General features: G+C 73.0%; 13 protein-coding genes. 10 read left to right on the forward strand and 3 right to left on the reverse strand.

What is annotated here, in order from left to right; translation table 11 throughout:
* Nucleotides 1–20 precede the first annotated feature (20 nt).
* The 7 genes from OG254_RS29850 to sucD all read left to right on the forward strand — a co-directional run bounded on the left by OG254_RS29850 (nucleotide 21) and on the right by sucD (nucleotide 11,904).
* Nucleotides 21–1,151 (forward strand): AAA family ATPase, encoded by a 1,131-nt coding sequence (locus tag OG254_RS29850; RefSeq protein ID WP_405587627.1) that lies wholly within the window; start codon nucleotides 21–23, stop codon nucleotides 1,149–1,151.
* A gap of 165 nt (nucleotides 1,152–1,316) precedes the next feature.
* Entirely contained in the window at nucleotides 1,317–4,046 is a 2,730-nt protein-coding gene (locus OG254_RS29855; RefSeq protein WP_405587630.1) for a DUF5682 family protein, read from the forward strand.
* A 148-nt stretch (nucleotides 4,047–4,194) separates the two neighbouring features.
* Entirely contained in the window at nucleotides 4,195–5,391 is a 1,197-nt protein-coding gene (locus OG254_RS29860) for a VWA domain-containing protein (protein WP_405587633.1), read from the forward strand.
* 794 nt (nucleotides 5,392–6,185) lie between these two features.
* Complete coding sequence (locus tag OG254_RS29865) at nucleotides 6,186–6,782, forward strand: hypothetical protein (RefSeq protein WP_405587636.1); 597 nt, start codon at nucleotides 6,186–6,188, stop codon at nucleotides 6,780–6,782.
* A 290-nt stretch (nucleotides 6,783–7,072) separates the two neighbouring features.
* Nucleotides 7,073–9,220, forward strand: a complete 2,148-nt coding sequence (locus OG254_RS29870) for a hypothetical protein (RefSeq protein WP_405587639.1) — start codon at nucleotides 7,073–7,075, stop codon at nucleotides 9,218–9,220.
* A gap of 593 nt (nucleotides 9,221–9,813) precedes the next feature.
* Entirely contained in the window at nucleotides 9,814–10,992 is a 1,179-nt protein-coding gene (gene sucC / locus OG254_RS29875) for an ADP-forming succinate--CoA ligase subunit beta (protein ID WP_405587642.1), read from the forward strand.
* A gap of 27 nt (nucleotides 10,993–11,019) precedes the next feature.
* Nucleotides 11,020–11,904 (forward strand): succinate--CoA ligase subunit alpha, encoded by an 885-nt coding sequence (sucD, locus tag OG254_RS29880; RefSeq protein ID WP_351196109.1) that lies wholly within the window; start codon nucleotides 11,020–11,022, stop codon nucleotides 11,902–11,904.
* Between the two features lie 111 nt (nucleotides 11,905–12,015).
* Here the strand turns inward: sucD and OG254_RS29885 are convergent, their stop codons facing one another.
* Nucleotides 12,016–13,071 (reverse strand): sigma factor-like helix-turn-helix DNA-binding protein, encoded by a 1,056-nt coding sequence (locus tag OG254_RS29885; RefSeq protein ID WP_405587644.1) that lies wholly within the window; start codon nucleotides 13,069–13,071, stop codon nucleotides 12,016–12,018.
* A 96-nt stretch (nucleotides 13,072–13,167) separates the two neighbouring features.
* Between OG254_RS29885 and OG254_RS29890 the strand changes: the two genes are divergently transcribed.
* Nucleotides 13,168–15,099: a DUF6350 family protein gene (locus OG254_RS29890; RefSeq protein ID WP_405587647.1), complete on the forward strand. Its 1,932-nt coding sequence runs from the start codon at nucleotides 13,168–13,170 to the stop codon at nucleotides 15,097–15,099.
* A 7-nt stretch (nucleotides 15,100–15,106) separates the two neighbouring features.
* On the opposite strand, the gene OG254_RS29895 is transcribed toward OG254_RS29890, so the two are convergent.
* Nucleotides 15,107–15,898, reverse strand: coding sequence for a hypothetical protein (locus OG254_RS29895; RefSeq protein WP_405587649.1), 792 nt, complete (start codon nucleotides 15,896–15,898; stop codon nucleotides 15,107–15,109).
* Between the two features lie 271 nt (nucleotides 15,899–16,169).
* On the opposite strand from OG254_RS29895, the gene purN reads away from it, so the two are divergent.
* Both purN and purH read left to right on the forward strand, forming a co-directional pair.
* The gene (gene purN, locus OG254_RS29900) at nucleotides 16,170–16,826 is read left to right on the forward strand and encodes a phosphoribosylglycinamide formyltransferase (RefSeq protein ID WP_405587652.1); all 657 of its coding nucleotides are present in this window, start codon (nucleotides 16,170–16,172) and stop codon (nucleotides 16,824–16,826) included.
* The gene (purH, locus tag OG254_RS29905; protein ID WP_405587655.1) at nucleotides 16,823–18,388 is read left to right on the forward strand and encodes a bifunctional phosphoribosylaminoimidazolecarboxamide formyltransferase/IMP cyclohydrolase; all 1,566 of its coding nucleotides are present in this window, start codon (nucleotides 16,823–16,825) and stop codon (nucleotides 18,386–18,388) included. The genes purN and purH overlap by 4 nt, the downstream gene beginning before the upstream one ends.
* A 48-nt stretch (nucleotides 18,389–18,436) precedes the next feature.
* Here the strand turns inward: purH and OG254_RS29910 are convergent, their stop codons facing one another.
* Nucleotides 18,437–20,212 carry a protein kinase domain-containing protein gene (locus OG254_RS29910; RefSeq protein ID WP_405587658.1) on the reverse strand — a complete coding sequence of 592 codons (1,776 nt, stop codon included), beginning with the start codon at nucleotides 20,210–20,212 and terminating at the stop codon, nucleotides 18,437–18,439.
* Nucleotides 20,213–20,263 lie beyond the last annotated feature (51 nt).

The following is a 20,263-nucleotide window of genomic DNA, read 5'->3' on the forward strand; positions in this document are numbered from 1 at the left end:
AGCTGGAGGGGGACTTTGCCATGCCTGTGTCCGTAGAACCGACATCCGTCGAGGCGGGGGAGACGGAACCGACCGAGGCGTTGCGACCGCATGCCGAGGACGCCTTCGCCCATGAGCTCGCCGCGCTGGCCGCGCAGGACGACCGTCCACGGCCGGCACGCTGGAAGCTGTCGCCGTGGGCCGTGTCCACGTATCTGCTGGGCGGCACGCTTGCGGACGGCACGGTGATCACACCCAAGTACGTGGGCCCGCGCCGCCTCGTCGAGGTCGCCGTCACCACGCTCGCCACGGACCGTGCCCTGCTTCTGCTGGGTGTGCCCGGCACCGCGAAGACGTGGGTCTCCGAGCACCTGGCCGCGGCGGTCAGCGGTGACTCGACGCTGCTGGTCCAGGGCACCGCGGGTACTCCGGAGGAGGCGATCCGGTACGGCTGGAACTACGCGCAGCTGCTCGCGCACGGGCCGAGCCGTGACGCCCTCGTGCCGAGCCCCGTCATGCGGGCCATGGCGGAGGGGATGACCGCCCGCGTCGAGGAGTTGACCCGTATTCCGGCGGACGTACAGGACACGCTGATCACGATCCTGTCGGAGAAGACGCTGCCGATACCGGAGCTGGGGCAGGAGGTGCAGGCGGTCGGCGGCTTCAACCTCATCGCCACGGCCAACGACCGCGACCGTGGGGTCAACGACCTCTCCAGCGCTCTGCGCCGACGCTTCAACACGGTCGTGCTGCCGTTGCCGGCGAGCGTCGAGGCGGAGGTGGACATCGTCTCCCGCCGCGTCGACCAGATCGGCCGCTCCCTCGACCTGCCGGCCGTGCCCGACGGCATCGACGAGATCCACCGTGTCGTCACCGTCTTCCGCGAGCTGCGCGACGGGGTCACCTCCGACGGCCGCATCAAGCTGAAGTCGCCGAGCGGCACGCTGTCGACGGCCGAGGCGATCTCCGTCGTCACCAGCGGCCTCGCCCTGGCCGCCCACTTCGGCGACGGGGTGCTGCGCCCCGGCGATGTCGCCGCGGGCATCCTCGGCGCCGTCGTCCGCGACCCCGCGGCCGACCGCGTCATCTGGCAGGAGTACCTGGAGGCGGTCGTGCGCGAGCGGGACGGCTGGACGGACTTCTACCGGGCGTGCCGAGAGGTGAGCGTGTGAACGAGGACGACCTCGGTTGGGGGCGCCCGCGCGGGGGTTCGGCGCGGAGCCGATCCGTGAGGGTGGCAGGTCAGGGGAAGGCCGGGACGGTGAACGACGACTCGCGGTGGCCGCGGAGTTGAGGGGGTCGGTGTGAACGGCGTTGAGAGGGAGGGGAGTCGGGGGATGGACGCGGGCGTCGCTGGGGCGGGCGATGAGCGGACGGATTCGGACGGCTCGGCCGCATCCCGTTCGGGGGCGAAGGTGTCGGGGACGAAGCCGTCGGGGCCGTTGCTGCTCGGGGTACGGCACCACGGGCCCGGGTCGGCGCGGGCCGTGCGGGCGGCGCTGGACGCGGCCCGGCCACGGACGGTGCTGATCGAAGGGCCGCCGGAGGCCGATGCCCTGATCCCGCTCGCCGGTGATGAGGCCATGCGGCCCCCGGTCGCCCTCCTGGCCCACGCCGTGGACGAGCCCGGCCGCTCGGCCTTCTGGCCGCTCGCCGAGTTCTCCCCGGAGTGGGTCGCGATCCGCTGGGCCGTGGAGCACCAGGTCCCGGCCCGCTTCATCGACCTGCCGGCCACGCACACGTTGGCGTGGGGGAGGCAGGACGAGGCCGCCCTCGATGCGGAGGCCGGTAGGGGGAGTGAGCCGGCTGCGGGCGGCGGGCCGGGCTCCGAGGACGACACCCGGCCGGACCCGGCGAGCGACCCTGCGCCCGACGCCGGTGGCGGGGCGGATGCCGACGCGGGTGACGCGGACGATCCTCGTGCCGCCGTCCGGGTCGACCCCCTCGCCGTGCTCGCCGAAGTCGCCGGTTACGACGATCCCGAGCGGTGGTGGGAGGACGTCGTCGAGCACCGGGGCTTGGGGGACGGGGACGCGTTCGCGCCGTTCCTCGGGCTCGAAGAGGCCATGGGGGCGTTGCGGGAGGTGTATGGGAGCGGGGGACATGAGCGGGATCTCGTGCGGGAGGCCTATATGCGGCTCCAGGTGCGGGCCGCGCAGCGGGAGTTCGGCGATGACGTGGCGGTCGTGTGCGGGGCCTGGCATGTGCCCGCGCTGCGGCAGAAGAGCAGCGTGGCCGCCGACAAGGCGCTGCTGAAGGGGCTGCCCAAGGTCAAGGCCGACATGACCTGGGTGCCGTGGACGAACCGCAGGCTGGCCCGGGTCAGCGGGTACGGGGCGGGGATCGACTCCCCTGGTTGGTACGGGCACCTGTTCAGCGCGCCGGACCGGCCGGTCGAGCGGTGGATGACCAAGGTGGCCGGACTGCTGCGGGACGAGGACCGGATCGTGTCCTCGGCGCATGTCATCGAGGCGGTGCGGCTGGCGGAGACGCTCGCGGTGATGCGCGGGCGCCCGTTGCCGGGGCTGAGCGAGACGACCGACGCGGTGCGGGCCGTGATGTGCGACGGCTCGGACGTGCCGCTGGCGCTGGTGCAGGACCGGCTGGTCGTGGGGGACGTGCTGGGGGAGGTGCCGCGGTCGGCGCCGGCGGTGCCGTTGCAGCGGGACCTCGACCGGATCCAGCGTCGGCTGCGGCTCAAGCCGGAGGCGTTGGAGCGGGAGTTGGAGCTCGACCTGCGCAAGGAGAACGACGCCGAGCGCAGCAGGCTGCTGCACCGGCTGCGGCTGCTGCGCGTGGAGTGGGGCGAGCCGGTCGCGTCGCGGGGCAGCACGGGGACGTTCCGGGAGACGTGGCGGCTGCGGTGGGAGCCGGAGCTGTCCGTGCGGGTTGCCGAGGCCGGGGTGTGGGGGACGACGGTGTTCGCCGCGGCGACCGCCAAGGCCGAGGCGGACGCCGTCTGCGCGCAGAGCCTCGCCGACGTCACCGCCCTCGCCGAGCGCTGCCTGCTGGCCGAACTGCCGGACGCGTTGCCCACGGTGATGCGGATCCTCGCCGACCGCGCCGCTCTCGACGCCGACGTCGGCCATCTCGCCCAGGCCCTGCCCGCGCTGGTCCGCTCCCTGCGGTACGGCGATGTGCGCGGCACGGACACCGGGGCGCTCGCGGAGGTCGCCGCGGGGCTCGCCGAGCGCGTCTTCGTCGGCCTGCCCCCGGCCTGCGCCGCGCTGGACGCGGACGCGGCCGAGTCGATGCGGCGCCATGTGGACGCGGTGCATGGCGCGGTGGGGCTGCTGGGCGACGCGGTGGCGTCGGGAGGGGACGCGCGGGGCGGGGGGAGCGGGTCGGGGCCGGAAGACGCGGGTGCTGCGCCGGGGAGTGGCGGCTCGGGTGAGGTCCCGGTACCTGGCCGGGAAGTGCCGGGCGAGGTCCCGGCGCCGGGTCGGCAAGCGTTGGGCGAGGCCCCCGCACCGGGCCGGAAAACCCCGGGCGAGGCTCTGCGTAAGCGCTGGCATGCCGTGCTGCGGGTGCTGGCCGGGCGGGACACGGTGCCCGGCGTCATCAGGGGGCGCGCGGTGCGGTTGCTGCTGGACGACGGGGAGTTGGCGCAGGAGGAGGCGGCCCGGGCCATGGGGCTCGCGTTGTCGCCGGGGACGCCGCCGGGGGACGCGGCCGCGTGGATCGAGGGGTTCGTCGGGGGCGGCTCGGGCGGCGGGATGCTGCTCGTGCACGACGAGCGGTTGCTCGGGTTGGTCGACGCGTGGTTGACGGGGGTGTCGGCGGAGGCGTTCACGGACGTGCTGCCGCTGCTGCGGCGCACCTTCTCGGCGTATGAGCCGGGGGTGCGGCGGACCCTCGGGGAGCTGGTCCGGCGTGGGCCGGCGGAGCGGGGCGGCGCCAGGGTGGGCGGATCCGGGATACCCGGATTCGCGGCCGAGTTCGATGCCGAGCGGGCGGACGCGGTCCTCCCGGTGGTGCGGCTGCTGCTGGGGCTGGACCAGGTGGAAGTGGACGAGGGCGCCGACGGTGGCCTCACGGACAACAACCTTGTGGGGGCGACGGGATGACGACTCACGGAGTGAGGGAGTCGGGGGAGCGGACCACGGCGGCGGCTGCCGGGAGGCAATCGCACGGGTTCGCGGCGCAGGGCCGACCCATGACGACGACCGTGCCGGTGCTCCCGCTGTGGGAGCGGCCCCGGAATGGAGCGCGCCGATGACGAGCGCGCCGATGCCGACCGAGGCGATGTCGATCGAGGCGATGGATCCGGCCCGGGAGCGGCTGCGGCGGTGGCGGATGGTGCTCGGCGGGGACGACGCCGACGGCACCGGGTGCGCGCTCTCCGGCAAGGACGCCGCGATGGACGGGGCGTTGACCGCGCTGTACGGGAAGGGGGACAAGGGGACGCAGTCGGGGAGGGATCGTTCCGCGGGGCTCGGGGCGTCGGCGCCGTCCGTGGCGCGGTGGCTCGGGGACATCCGGACGTACTTCCCCTCGTCCGTCGTCCAGGTCATGCAGCGGGACGCCATCGACCGGCTCGGGCTGTCCACGCTGCTGCTGGAGCCCGAGATGCTGGAGGCGGTGGAGGCGGACGTGCACCTCGTCGGCACGCTGCTCTCGCTCAACCGGGCGATGCCGGAGACCACCAAGGAGACGGCACGTGCCGTCGTGCGCAAGGTCGTCGAGGACCTGGAGAAGCGGCTCGCCACCCGCACCCGGGCCACCCTCACCGGTGCGCTCGACCGCAGTGCCCGGATCAGCCGGCCGCGCCATCACGACATCGACTGGAACCGCACCATCGCGGCCAACCTCAAGCACTATCTCCCGGAGTACCGCACGATCGTGCCGGAGCGGCTCATCGGCTACGGGCGGGCGTCGCAGTCCGTGAAGAAAGAGGTCATCCTCTGCATCGACCAGTCGGGGTCGATGGCGGCGTCCGTGGTGTACGCGTCGGTTTTCGGGGCCGTGCTGGCGTCGATGCGGTCCATCAACACACGGCTGGTCGTCTTCGACACCTCCGTCGTCGACCTCACCGACCAGCTCGACGACCCCGTCGACGTCCTCTTCGGCACCCAGCTCGGCGGCGGCACGGACATCAACCGGGCGCTCGCGTACTGCCAGTCGCAGATCACCCGGCCCGCGGAGACGGTGGTCGTGCTGATCAGCGACCTGTACGAGGGCGGGATACGCAACGAGATGCTCAAGCGGGTCGCCGCGATGAAGGCGTCGGGGGTGCAGTTCGTGGCGCTGCTGGCGCTGTCGGACGAGGGGGCGCCGGCGTACGACCGGGAACACGCGGCCGCGCTCGCCGCGTTGGGCGCACCGGCCTTCGCCTGTACGCCCGACCTGTTCCCGGAGGTGATGGCGGCGGCCATCGAGAAGCGGCCGATTCCGGTGCCGGACGCGGTCTGAGAATGGCATTGGGGAGGTAATGGCGAGGAATTACCGGTGATTTGTCGACCAAGCGATGACCGACTTCGGCCAGCAAAACGGACATGAGTACGCATCGGTAGCAGGGGGCTTGCGCGACCGCATGAGGGGCGTGCGAGGATCGACGCCTCATCGCCGGTGCGCCGTCGCGCCGCCCGTCCGTACCGCGTCCAGCCGACGCGACGCTCATCACGTGCACTTCGTCCACCGCCCGGAGGGACCACCCCGTCTTGACCTGGCCAGCCACTTTGCCCGGTGCCGCCGCGCGCGTCCTGCGCGTCGCGGGTGGGCGGCGTGCGCTGCAACTGGTGCTGGTGGCGGGCGGTCTGCTCGCGATCGGATTCCTCTGCGGGGAGCGGGCATACGCGGCGGACGGCGTGTCGGTCGGCGCTTCATCGGTGTCCTCCGCGTCGGGCACGGCGGCGGACGAACCCCGGTCGTCGGCGCAGGGCACGGTCGAGCGGCTCCTGAGCGCGCCTGCCCCGAATCCTTCCGCGTCTGCCGCCAATCCTTCCGCGCCTGGCGTGAATCCTTCCGCGCCTGGCGTGAATCCTTCCGCGCCTGTCGCGAATCCTTCCGCACCTGCCGCGACTCCCTCCAAGCCTGCCGCGACTCCTCCCGCGTCTGCCGCGCCGTCCAAGCCCGGCCCGCACGACGAGTCGACGGCGCCGTCCGCCAAGCCGGCGGCACCTCGGACTCCGGCCCCCGAGGACCGAACTCCTCAGGTCCAGGCACCTCACCTTGTCGTGCAGCCGGTCGGCGATGTCGTGCGGACGGTGACCGAGGAGCTGGCCGCGGGGCTGGCCGAAGTGCAGGCGGCGGTGCCGCCGTTGGCCTCGCTGCCCGCGCTGCCGACCGCACCCGAGGCGCCGACCTGGCCGACCTGGCCGGGGTCGGACCTCCCCGTCCTTCCCGGGCTGCCGGACCTGCCGGGCGCCGGTGTTCCCGCGCTGCCCGTGCTGCCCGCGCAGACGTTGCCCGCTCCGGTCACCGCGACGCCGCAGCCGCGGCCGGACGCGCCCGGCTCGGCTGACGGACCTGCCGACAGGGGACGTACCGGCAAGGAGGCGAACGGCGCCTACGGCCCCCGTTTCGTCGCCGACGGCACCGCGTCCCACGCCGCGTCGGCCGGTCATGCGCACCGCACCGCGCCGTCCGGCTACGCCCCCGCGCCTCAGGCACCGACCGACCACCCCGGCGGCGTGCAGGGCAACCACGCGGCGGGCGACAACGGCACGCCCCGGCACGGAGACGCGCACGCGGTCTCGTTGAGCCGACGCGTGGCGTTGTGGCTGGTGCCCGGCTCCGCCGCCCGCGTCGAAGCGGACGCCATACAGGACAGGCACCGGGACATTCCGGTTTCCCCCGCCTAGGTCCGTAGGCCAGTAGGCCGATCCTCCCCGCCTTAGACCTGCCGCGCGGGGGCGGAAACAGGTCTGCCCCTCCCGTCCGGACACTCCCCAGTTCCCGGATGTCCCGCGACATCCCCCGGACCCCGGACGGAAGCCGCCGGTGCCGTACCCGGTCCCGCTGGTCCCGACTTGCCGGACCGCGACCGTGATCGGTGCCGGAATGTCCCCCAACCGTCCGAAGTCCCGGAGCTTCACTTCTCCGATCCTCCGGGGGCCTTCGGAACCCCAAGATCTAGGGATCCGACGCACGCATGAACAAGAACATCCGCCGTTCGATCGTCATAGCCGCAGGTGTCACCGGCGCCTGGGCGCTCGGTTCGACCGCCGCCAGCGCGGACGAGCTGCCCGCATCCACCCTCTCCGTCCCGGACCAGGCCAGTGAGGTGACCGACACCGCCGACACCCCCGACAGCGCCGACGCCCCGGGCCTCCTCGGCGGCGTCGCCGACACCGTCAACGGCGTCGTCTCCGGCGTGACGGACACCGTCGCCAACGTGACCGAGGGTGCCACCGACGGCCCCGCCGACACAGTCGCCGGTACCGCCAGGACCACGCCCGCGAACACCGCCGAGCAGGCCCGCCGTTACGTCGACGCCAAGGTCACGCCCCCCTCCGCCACCAAGGCAAAGGGCGCGGCCCAGGCCATCCAGGGCGCCAAGGCCGCCCGCGCGGACAAGGCTGCCGCGCAGGCGCAGGCCGACGTCTCCGCCACCGTCACCGACGTCCGCGACGCGGCGCACCCCACCCCGAACACCCCGAACACCCCGGGCATCCCGAACACGCCGCCCACCCCTCACCACCCCGGCAGCATCGACTACCTCTTCGGCCCCCTCGCCGCCTTCGCCCCCGAGCTGGAGCGGGCGCTCGCCGCAGCGCAGACGAAGTTGCAGGGCAGCCAGGCGGCCGTGCGTGCGCAGGCGCAGGGCGTGGAGGGCGTCGTACGGACGAAGGCGCAGTACGCCGTCGCCGGCGCTGGGCGAACCGCAGGAGGTGCCGGCGACGTCGCGCACGCCGCCGACGGCAGGGTCGCCGACACGGCAACGGCCGCCAAGGCCACCGCCACAGGCCGGGCCACCGCGGTCACCGCCGCCGCCGAGGCCTCCGTCTCCGCCGTCCCGAGCCACGTCACCGGCACGGTCGGCGGTGTGGAGCAGCGGGTCGTCGGCACGGTCGCCACCGTCCCCGGCACCGTCACCCCGGTCGTCGGGCAGACCGCCGACGCGGTCGTCCCGCCGGTCGTCACCGGAGCCGTGCACGGCGTCGTCCCGGTCGCCGGCCGCGCCGTCGAAGGCGTCGTCCCGGCCGCAGGGCACGCCGTCGGGGGCGTAGTCCCCGCCGCCACCGGCACCGTCGCCGCCGTGACTCCGGTCGCCGGGCATGCGGTGCACGGCGTCCAGCCGGTGGTCGGCGACGCGGTGTACGGGGTGACCCCGGTCGTGGGCCAGGCGGTGGACGGCGTGGTTCCGGTCGCGCACGGCGCTGTCGCCGGGGTCGGCCGGACCGCCGGGCACACGGTCGGCGCCGCGACCGCGCTGGCGTACGGCGTGGTCGCCGACGTCCAGCCGGTTGTCGCCGGGGCCGTCCAGGGGGTCCAGCCCGTCGCGGGTGGAGTCGTTCAGGGCGTGCGGCCCGTGGCCCACGGCGCGCTCGGCGATGCCGGGCACCTCGCACACGGCACCGTCTCCGACGTCCACCCCGTCGCCTCCGGCGCCGTCTCCGACGTCCGGCCCATCGCCTCCGGCGCCGTCTCCGACGTGCGGCCGGTCGTGCACGGGGTCGCCGCCGACGTACCCCTCTACGCCACCGGCCTGGTCGGCCAGGTCACCGCGGACGCCACCGGTACCGTCCTGCCGCCCGTCGCCGACACCGCCGTGCACGGCGTCGTGCCCGTCGCCGGGCAGGCCGTCGCGGACGCGGGTGCGGTGGCGTACGGCGTCACGGGCGACGTCCGGCCCTTCGCGGGCGGTGTCGTCGGCCAGGTCGACCCGCTGGTGCACGGCGTGGCCGGGCAGGCCGTGCCCTTCGCCGAGGGTGTCACCGAGCAGGTGCCGCCGTTCGCGTACGGCGTCACCGGCGCCGTGCGGCCCGTCGTCGACACGGTCGTGGACACCGTCCGGCCGGTCGTGGACGGCGTCGGCGGCAGCGCCACGGCCCTGGCGTACGGCGTCACGGACGACGTCCGGCCCTTCGTGGGCGGCGTCGTCGGCGAGGTCGACCCGTTCGCGTACGGGGTCGCCGGGCAGGTCGCGCCGTTCGCCGCGGACCTGACCGGCACGGTCCAGGACTCGGCCGGCCCGCTGGCGGGTCACGCCGTCACCGGCGTCCAGGGCGTCGCCCACTCCGTCACGCCGGGTTACGCGCAGGACCTCCGCGACGACCTCGGACGGTACGGCGTCTGACCGCACCGCCCTCCCCCCTCGTCGTACGACAGCCCCCGGCGGAGCCGAGTACGACACCCCAGCCGCCACGGCGAGCGTGATCACCGCGCTCCCCGGCGACCGACGACTCCGCGAGGCACACGGATCCGGACGGCCGAAAGCCGTCGGTCTCATCCGGCCGGAACCTCGCGGACAGGACGGGTGATCCCCATTGGGGTGGGGATCACCCGTCCAGAGCCCACAGGGGCGGCCCATTCGTGCCCCTTCGGGCTGTTCAAAGGACCTCACCGGGTCAACCCCAACCCGGTGAGGTCCTGGCCCGACTGCTCGCCCGACTCGTCACCCGGCACCTCGCCGCCACCCCACCGGCACCTCACAGTCGGCACGCCGTGCCAGTGATTCCCGCTGTTCGCGGCATCATGTGACAGGTATCACCGCTGAGGTGTGACCCTCGATTTAGGGGCCTCCTTCAAGCAGCGATAACCTGCGAGACGGACATGCCGCGCGCTCGGACACCGTGTGCGCCTCCCTTGTGACAGCGGACGTCACGTTGCCCTTCGCGGCACGCCCACGCATCCAACGAACCGCGAGATCACTGATAGGGACGGAAGCGCGTGGACCTGTTCGAGTACCAGGCGAGGGACCTCTTCGCCAAGCACGATGTACCGGTGCTGGCCGGTGAAGTCATCGACACGCCTGAGGCGGCCCGCGCAGCCACTGAGCGTCTCGGTGGCAAGTCCGTCGTCAAGGCCCAGGTGAAGGTCGGCGGCCGTGGCAAGGCCGGTGGCGTGAAGCTCGCCGCCACCCCGGACGAGGCCGTCGCCCGCGCGACGGACATCCTCGGCATGGACATCAAGGGCCACACGGTCCACAAGGTGATGATCGCCGAGACGGCCCCGGAGATCCTGGAGGAGTACTACGTCTCCTTCCTCCTCGACCGTGCCAACCGCACCTTCCTCTCCATCGCGTCCGTCGAGGGCGGCATGGAGATCGAGGAGGTGGCGGCCACCCGCCCGGAGGCCGTCGCGAAGATCGCGATCGACGCCATCGACGGTGTGGACGAGGCCAAGGCCCGCGAGATCGTCGCGGCCGCGAAGTTCCCGGCCGAGGTCGCCGACAAGGTCGTGAACGTCCTCGTCACGCTGTGGGACACCTTCATCAAGTCGGACGCCCTCCTCGTCGAGGTCAACCCGCTCGCGAAGGTCGCCTCCGGTGACGTCCTCGCCCTGGACGGCAAGGTGTCGCTCGACGACAACGCCGAGTTCCGTCACGACTGGGACGAGCTGCACGACAAGGCCGCGGCCAACCCGCTCGAGGCCGCCGCCAAGGAGAAGAACCTCAACTACGTCAAGCTCGACGGTGAGGTCGGCATCATCGGCAACGGTGCGGGTCTCGTCATGAGCACCCTGGACGTCGTCGCGTACGCCGGTGAGAACCACGGCAACGTCAAGCCGGCCAACTTCCTGGACATCGGCGGTGGCGCCTCCGCCCAGGTCATGGCCAACGGCCTCGAGATCATCCTCGGCGACCCGGACGTCAAGTCCGTCTTCGTCAACGTCTTCGGTGGCATCACCGCCTGTGACGAGGTCGCCAACGGCATCGTCCAGGCCCTGAAGCTCCTTGAGGACCGCGGCGAGAACGTCTCCAAGCCGCTCGTCGTCCGCCTCGACGGCAACAACGCCGAGCTCGGCCGGCAGATCCTCACCGACGCCAACCACCCGCTGGTCCAGCGCGTCGACACCATGGACGGCGCGGCCGACAAGGCCGCCGAACTGGCTCACGCCGCCAAGTAAGCACTCAGGACGAGGACACAACACACCATGGCTATCTGGCTCAACAAGGACAGCAAGGTCATCGTCCAGGGCATGACCGGCGCCACGGGCATGAAGCACACCAAGCTCATGCTCGGTGACGGCACCGAGGTCGTGGGCGGCGTGAACCCGCGCAAGGCGGGTCAGACCGTGGACTTCGACGGCACCGAGGTACCCGTCTTCGGGACCGTCAAGGAGGCCATCGAGAAGACCGGCGCCAACGTCTCCGTCATCTTCGTGCCGGAGAAGTTCACCAAGGACGCGGTCGTCGAGGCCATCGACGCCGAGATCGGCCTGGCCGTCGTCATCACCGAGGGCATCGCCGTGCACGACTCGGCGTCCTTCTGGGCGTACGCCGGCAAGAAGGGCAACAAGACCCGGATCATCGGCCCGAACTGCCCCGGCATCATCACCCCGGGCCAGTCGAACGTCGGCATCATCCCGGGCGACATCACCAAGCCGGGCCGTATCGGCCTGGTCTCGAAGTCCGGCACGCTGACGTACCAGATGATGTACGAGCTGCGTGACATCGGCTTCTCGACCGCCGTCGGCATCGGTGGCGACCCGATCATCGGCACCACGCACATCGACGCGCTCGCCGCGTTCGAGGCCGACCCCGACACCGACCTGATCGTCATGATCGGCGAGATCGGTGGCGACGCCGAGGAGCGGGCCGCGGACTTCATCGCGAAGAACGTGTCCAAGCCGGTCGTCGGCTACGTCGCGGGCTTCACCGCCCCCGAGGGCAAGACCATGGGCCACGCCGGCGCCATCGTCTCCGGTTCGTCGGGCACCGCCCAGGCGAAGAAGGAGGCCCTGGAGGCCGCGGGCGTCAAGGTCGGCAAGACGCCGACCGAGACGGCGAAGCTGGCTCGCGAGATCCTGGGCGGCTGACCTCGGTCACGGCCATCAGCAGGAGGCCGGTGGGCCCGTTCCCCGAGAGGGGGCGGGCCCACCGGGCGTTTTCGCCCTCGGTCTGGGTACGCCCGCGGCCCGCGTACGCCTTCACGTGGTCAGCGGCAGGAGTCTCACCGGGCCGGCCTGCAACTGCGACCGCAGCTTGTCCCGCAGCTCCAGCTCCTTCTCCGACAGCGGCCCCGGCGCCATCCTCGGCGGCACCCCGCGCACCGTCGCACCGGGCGGCACCGGCGGCTCGTACTGCGTGGGAGCGGTCCGCAGCGTCAGTGCCGTCGTGCCGATCAGCGTCACGGTGAACGCGATCGCGGCCCGGGTCCAAAAGCGCGCCCGGCGTTCGCTGCCGTCGCGGACCGTCGTCGGCCTGGCGGCGCGCAACCGCTCCGTGGCGGCCAGTTCGGCCAGGCGGTGGTGGAGTTCGACGGGGTCGGACAGGCCCGGGAAGCGGGCGGCGACCGCGGTGCGCGCGTGCAGGAGGCGGGTCGCGGCGGCCGGTGTGCTCGCCTCCGTCTCGGCCGCCGTTTCGGGCAGGTCGAGGCCCACACCGTCGTAGAGGACGAGCGTGCGGCGCTGTGCCGGCGGCAGCTGGAGGAGTACGTTCAGCAGGGCGCGGTCGGACGCGTCGGAGGGCGGCGGTTCGGGGTGCCGGTAGCGGGGGCGCAGCCGGTGCCAGGGGGAGAGCGCGAAGTCGTATGCCGTCGCCCGCACCCAGCCCGCCGGATCCCGGTCGCGGGCCACCTCCGGCCAGCGCTGCCAGGCGTGCTGGAAGGCCCGCTCGACCGACTCCCGGGCGAGCTCGCGGCGCCCGGTGAGCAGGTAGGTCTGCCGCACGAGAGCGGGCGCGCAGAAGGCGTAGAGCGCGTCGAAGGCCTGCGCCGCGGTGAGCCGGCCCTTCTGATGTGCCGTCATCTCATGTACTTCCTCGGGTTCCTGAACCTCCGTCTGGTCGGCGATGGACCGCAGCAGTTGTGCGTACGCCTCCCTCCTTCGGCCCCGTGGTGCCGTACGGCCGCTCTCCCACGCGCGTACCGTCTCGCGGCTGACGCCCACCCGTTCCGCGACCTGATCCTGCGTCAATGAACCGGCCTCGCGCAGGCGTCGGCGTTCCTTGGGCGGAGGAAGCGGGGCTGCGGGGTTCTGCGTCACCGGGCGCCCTTTCGGTCGAAAAAGTACATAAACATATATTGAGCGACACATCGGAGGTTCGCCTGTTACGACGGGAAAGCGCGTGTCGTTGGGAGCATGGCGATCGTGATCGAGATGACCGCTCGTCGAACGCCCCTGCTCACACGCGTGCGCCGCCGCACGCCCGGCCTGGGCGCCAGCCTCTTCGGTGGTGCGGTGGCGGCCGGACTGGGGCTCGGCGTGTTCGCCGTGGTGGTGATCGCGCTGTGGATCAGCTCGCCCTATCCGGACAGCGGACCGGGCGGCGCCCTGCGGATCGCCTCCGTGCTGTGGCTGCTGGCGCACGGCGCCGAACTGGTCCGCACCGACACCCTCTCCGGCGTCCCCGCACCGGTCGGAATCACCCCGCTGCTGCTGCTCGCGCTGCCGGTGTGGCTGGTGCACCGGGCGGCACGGGACGCGGCGGCCGACGGGGGCGAGGGGGTGCCGCTGGTGTCGATCGGTACGGCGTGGGCCGGCGTCGTGCTCGGGTACCTCGGCGTCGGATTGGCGGCCGCGCTGTACTCGGCCGGGGGCGAGCTGCGGCCGTCCTGGCTGTGGACGGCGATGCGGGTGCCCCTGGTTACGATGGCGGCGGCGGGGGTCGGAGTGTGGACGGCGTGCGAGCGGCGGCCCGAGGTGCTGGACGGTCTGCTGGTCGTGCTGCCGGCCCGGGTACGCCGTCTCGTACCCGGGATCGAGGGGCGCGCACGGGTCGGCGCCGCGGCGCGGGCGGCGGGGGCGGGGGTGGCGGCGCTCGCCGGAGGCGGGGCGTTGCTGGTGGGCGGGGCGCTGCTGTGGCACGGCGTGGCGGTGCGGGGGTCCTTTCTGGAGTTGACGCAGGGCTGGTCGGGGCGCTTCTCGGTGCTGCTGCTGTGCGCGGCCCTCGTGCCGAACGCGGCGGTGTGGGCGGCGGCGTACGCGCTCGGACCGGGGTTCGTGCTCGGGTCGGGGCATGTGGTGGGGCCGCTGTCCTCGGCACCGGCGCCGTTGCTGCCGCCGTTCCCGCTGCTTGAGGCCGTACCGGAGACGGCGGTCGGCGGGCCGCTGCGGTGGGGGGTCGCGGTGGTGCCGGTCCTGGCGGGCCTGGTGGTGGGGTGGTTCGCGGCGGGCTGGGGGGACGGGCTCGATGACCGGTACGGCGGTGGTGACGGGTCCGCGACGGCACGCTCCCGGACCGGGCAGGTGTCGGCCACGGGCCGGTCCCGGGTCGGGCAGGGGCCCTCGAACGGGCGGTCCGAGAGCGGGCCGGCGTCCGCCGTCACCTGGTCGCCCGGGCGGACCGCCGTGACGGCAGTGCTGGCGGCGGTGTTCTGCGCGGTGGCGTTCGCCGTGCTGGCCACGCTGTCGGGTGGGCCGCTGGGGCTGGGGGCGCTGGCACGGTTCGGGCCGGTGTGGTGGCAGACCGGGGCGGCGACGCTCGGGTGGGTCGCGCTGGTGGCCGTGCCGGTGGCGGTGCTGGTGCGGGGCTGGCGGTGCTGGTGGGAGCAGCGGCACGCGGAGCCGGTGGGTGACACGCAGGGTGCCCGGATCGGCAGGCCTCGGGTGGAGGCGCCGCAGGAGGCGGAGTCTGACGAGCAGGCCGGGTCGGCAGGGGCAGGGGCAGAGGCAGAGACAGGGCCTCCGGCGTCCGATCAGGCCACCGCGGACCAGTCCGACGAGAAGAGCCCTCCGGCCGCCATGTACGGCGAGGGCCCTCGCTACGAACCCTTCGCCCAGGGCGTCCCGTACGCGACGTACGACCACGACACGACCTTCGAGCCGGACGACTTCCCGCCCTCCGGGCAACTCTCGGAGCCCCCGCCGCCCCCGCCCCGGCCCTCGTCCAGGCACGACGACGAGGAACCGGACGCACGCGATGTCCCAGAGATGCCGGACGCGCCGGAACAGCGGGAACTGCCGGTCACCCGGGAGGCACCGGCCACCCACGAGAAACCGGCCACCGAGGAGACCCCGCCCGCCGAAGACAACCCGGACTCACCGAACGCCCCCGAGGGGCACCCCCGATGACCCGGGCTCAGCTCTCCGCGCCCAGAATCCCCCGCAGCTCCTTCGGCAGATGCTCGTTGCACGACTGCTGCGCCTCGTTCGTGAGGGCGTCGTCGCGGCACGTGTAGTAGTCGCTGTAGACCACCTGCGCCGCGAACCCGGCCGCGACCACCGCGATGGCGAGGGACGCCGTGACCAGGCCGCTCACCGCCGCCGTCGTCTGGGGGCGGCCGGTGTTCTGCGGGGCCGGGGTGTCCGGGTCGGGGCTGCGGGGCTTGGTGCGCAGGCTGGTGATGCCCCAGTAGAGGGCCAGTGCGCCCAGGAGCAGGGCCATGTACGGCCAGCTGAACAGGGCGAAGAAGAAGGCCCACATGCCGGACAGCAGGGCGTAACGAGCCCGGCGCTGGGCCGGGTCGGTCGGGTCCCAGCGCATGCCCGAGCCGGGGCCGCCGCCACCGGGGCCGTCCTGCCCGGTGCCGCGCGGGTTCTCACCGAAGCCGCCGGGGGAGCGGCCCGGCTGGCGGTCGCTCCACTGATTCCCCCACGGGGAGTTGTCGCCACCCTGGTCGGAGCCCTGCGAGCTGTCGTCGCCCGACGGGCGGCGCGGCTGCCACGGGCGGTCCGGCGTGCCCTCCGGCGGTGGCGCGAAGGGGTTGTCGTCCTGCCCTTGGCCGCCGCTGCCCTGCTGGTCGCCGTGCTGCCCGCCCGACGGGGCGTCGGGCGGCGAGGTGGGGCGCTCCCGCAGCAGCACGCCGCTGCGCTCCCCTCCCGGCAAGGACTGCGGGGGGAGCGTGAGGAGTCGCAAGCTGCGGTCCGGCATCAAGTGAGCGTCTTCCCCTTGGTGATACGGCTGGCTGTCCTGAGCTGTCACACGAAGAACGCACCGCACGACGACCGCGTTCCCGAGCCCGCTCCCCCCAGACGCTACCTTCCGGCCACGCCCCCGTCCCGTGGGGGCTGTCGGGAGTGCCGGTATCGTTGCTGACGGTCGGCCGCTTCGTAGACTTCCCCGTATCCCGGGGCGCGATGCATTCGTACGAATATACAAAGCGTCGGCCGCGAAGAAAATACCCCCGAGAAAGGGCCCCACAGTGGCCGCCAAGCCCGTGGCCGACCGTCCCGAGCGTCCCGAGTCTGCCAAGCGCCTCGTCGTGCTGGTCTCCGGATCCGGCACCAACCTGCAGGCGCTCCTCGACGAGATCGCCGCCGTCGGCACCGAGGCGTACGGCGCCGAGATCGTGGCCGTGGGCGCCGACCGGGAGAACATCGAGGGGCTGGCGCGGGCCGAGCGTGCCGGGCTGGCGACCTTCGTGCGGAAGGTCAAGGACTACGGCACCCGCGACGAGTGGGACGCGGCGCTCGCCGAGGCGGTGGCCGCGCACGAGCCCGACCTCGTCGTCTCCGCCGGGTTCATGAAGATCGTCGGCAAGGAGTTTCTCGCGCGCTTCGGCGGCCGGTTCATCAACACCCACCCGGCCCTGCTCCCCAGTTTTCCCGGCGCCCACGGCGTCCGTGACGCCCTCGCGTACGGCGCCAAGGTCACCGGCTGCACCGTCCACTTCGTCGACGACGGCGTCGACACCGGGCCGATCATCGCTCAGGGCGTGGTCGAGGTCCGGGACGAGGACGACGAGAGCGCTCTGCACGAGCGCATCAAGGAAGTCGAGCGAAGGCTGCTCGTCGAGGTCGTGGGGCGGATCGCCCGCAACGGCCACCGCATTGAGGGACGAAAGGTAGTTATCCAGTGACCGCCGAGAGCAACAAGCGGGCCATTCGACGGGCGCTCGTCAGCGTCTACGACAAGACCGGTCTGGAAGACCTCGCGCGCGGCCTGCACGAGGCGGGCGTCGAGCTCGTCTCCACCGGCTCCACGGCCGCGAAGATCGCCGCGGCCGGTGTCCCGGTGACCAAGGTCGAGGAGCTCACCGGCTTCCCCGAGTGCCTGGACGGCCGCGTCAAGACGCTGCACCCGCGCGTGCACGCGGGCATCCTCGCCGACCTGCGCCTGGAGGACCACCAGCGGCAGCTGGCCGAGCTGGGCATCGAGCCGTTCGACCTGGTCGTCGTCAACCTCTACCCGTTCCGCGAGACTGTCGCCTCCGGCGCCACCCCCGACGAGTGCGTCGAGCAGATCGACATCGGCGGCCCGTCGATGGTGCGCGCCGCCGCCAAGAACCACCCGTCGGTCGCGGTCGTCACCGACCCGGACGCGTACGCCGCCGTCCTCCAGGCGGTCCGCGAGGGCGGTTTCACCCTCGAACTGCGCAAGCTGTTCGCCGGGCGGGCCTTCCAGCACACCGCCGCCTACGACGTGGCGGTGGCCTCCTGGTTCGCCTCCTCCTACGCCCCGCTGGACGACTCGCAGTTCCCGGAGTTCCTGGGCGCCACCTGGGAGCGCGAGAACACCCTGCGCTACGGCGAGAACCCGCACCAGCCGGCCGCCCTGTACGTCGACGGCAATGGCGGCGGTCTGGCCAAGGCCGAGCAGCTGCACGGCAAGGAGATGTCGTACAACAACTACACGGACACGGATGCCGCCCGCCGTGCCGCGTACGACCACACCGAGCCCTGCGTCGCGATCATCAAGCACGCCAACCCGTGCGGCATCGCGGTCGGCGCGGACGTCGCCGAGGCGCACCGCAAGGCGCACGCCTGTGACCCGCTGTCGGCGTTCGGCGGCGTGATCGCCGTCAACCGCTCGGTCAGCAAGGAGATGGCGGAGCAGGTCGCCGAGATCTTCACCGAGGTCATCGTCGCGCCCGACTACGAGGACGGCGCCCTCGAAGCCCTCGCCAAGAAGAAGAACATCCGCGTGCTGCGCTGCCCCGAGGGCCCCGGCAACCCCGTCGAGATCAAGCCCATCGACGGCGGCGCCCTCCTCCAGGTCACCGACCGCCTCCAGGCCGACGGCGACGACCCGGCGAACTGGACCCTGGCGACGGGCGAGGCGCTCTCCGCCGAGGACCTGGCCGAGCTCGCCTTCGCCTGGAAGGCCTGCCGCGCCGTCAAGTCCAACGCGATCCTGCTCGCCAAGGACGGCGCCTCGGTCGGCGTCGGCATGGGCCAGGTCAACCGCGTCGACTCCGCGAAGCTGGCCGTGGAGCGGGCCGGCGCCGAGCGCGCGCAGGGTTCCTATGCCGCCTCCGACGCCTTCTTCCCCTTCCCCGACGGCCTGGAGATCCTGACCGAGGCCGGCGTCAAGGCCGTGGTCCAGCCGGGTGGCTCGGTCCGTGACGAGCAGGTGGTCGAGGCCGCGAAGAAGGCGGGCGTCACGATGTACTTCACGGGGACGCGCCACTTCTTCCACTGAGCCGTACCGGTCGCGGGGCCCGTCGTTCGATGAGCGGCGGGCCCCACGTCATGTCGAACTACGAAGCGCCGCCCAGGTGTTGGGGCCCACCTCGCCGTCCACCTCAAGGCCCTTGGCCCCCTGGAACTGCTTCACGGCGGCCAGCGTGGCGGTGCCGAACTCACCGTCCACGCCCGACGAGCCGACGCTGTAGCCACGCTGGGTGAGCATGCACTGCACCTGGACCACGCGCTGGCCCTTGTTGCCCTGCACGGTGAGCTCGCTGCCGGAGTAGTACGTGCACTGGGAGATCCAGGGCGGGGTGGCGGGTGTGGTGGGCGCCGTCGGGGTGGGGGTGGCGGTCGGGGTGGTGCCGCCGCCGGACGGGGTGGAGGCGTCGTCGGTGGGGGTGGGCCGGGTTCCGCCCGCGCCGCTGTCGGGCGTCGCCTTCGAGCTCTCGGACGCCGTGACGTCCGATTCCCGAGGCTCGGCCTTCTCCGACTCCTTCTTCTTGCCGGAGGGCGAGGCGGACGAGCTGGGGAGGGCGGAGGTCCGTGCGCCACCGGGGAGGGCGCTTTCGGCCGCCCCCGGTCTGGCCGACGCCTTCTCGTCGAGGGGCGGGCGAGTGAGGGCGAACGCCCCCGCTGCGACCGCGCACACGGCGAGACCCGCGGCGACGGCGAGGTAGACCCTGCGCCTGCTCCGCCTGCCGCCGTTCTCGGGGGCCGGGGTCTGCACAGGGGTGGCGTGCTGCCAGGGCGGCGTAGGCGATCCGGACACGGGGCCGGACACGGGGCCGGAGCCGGGGCCGGAGCCAGGGAAGGCCAGCGGCTGTACCGGCGTACGCAACTGGACGGTCTCCTGTACGGCGACCCGCTCCAGCACCTCGCACGCCTGCTGCCGGGCGAGCAGCCGAGCGCCCAGGGGCTCGTGCCAGGCGGGCGCGCGGCCGTGCCCGTGACCGGCGGCCGTGGCGGCCTCGATCAGCTGCCGCGGGAGGGGCCGCCCGGCCGGATCCTTGGCGAGGCAGGCGGACATCAGGGCCGCCAACGCGGGGTCCACGGCGGCCAGTTCGGCCATGATCTCCTGCTTGGGCTCCTCGAAGGCGACCCGGTGCATCACGTCGACGCCCGTGCCGTCGCCGAACGGGGCGTGCCCGGTGGCGGCGTAGATCAGGCTCCCGGCGAGCGAGAAGACGTCGGAGGCGGTGTCGCAGCTGCCCTCGCGCAGATACTCCGGCGCCATGAAGGCGGGCGTGCCGACTCGGCTCCCGCTCGACGTGATGGCGCTGCCGTCGGCGGCCTGGGCGATGCCGAAGTCGATGACGTACACGCCCTGGAGGGACAGGATCACGTTGGACGGCTTCAGATCCCGGTGTACGACGTCGGCGGCGGCCAGCGCCGACAGCGCCTGACCCATCTCCGCGACCAGCCGCCACACCCCGGCGGGCTCCAGCCGGCCGCACTCGCGCACCGCCTCGGCGAGGTTCAGGCCGGGTAGGTACTGCGTCGCCATCCACAGCAGCGAGTCGTCGAACCCGGTGCCGAGCAGGTCCGGCGTCCGGGGCGTGTGCACCCGGGAGTGCACTGCGGCCTCCCGCTCGAAGCGCCGGCGGAACCGGGGGTCCTCGGCGTACTCGGGACGGATCACCTTGACGGCGGCGAGCCCGGGGGCGCCGTCGGCGGGGCGGGCGAGGTAGACGTGGCCCATACCGCCGCTGCCGAGGAGGCCGAGCGGGACGTAGGGCCCGATACGGCCCGGGTCGCTCGGCCTCATCGGACTGGCACCGGCCTGCTGCAGGGCGGCGCCGGCGGACGCCGGCGTGGGCTGCCGCTGGTCTGTCATCGATCCCCCGAGAGCTGCTCTTCCCAACGGTCGCTTGTGTCACGACGGTTG

It is taken from the genome of Streptomyces sp. NBC_01092, from assembly GCF_045039535.1.
Classification (GTDB): Bacteria; Actinomycetota; Actinomycetes; order Streptomycetales; family Streptomycetaceae; genus Streptomyces.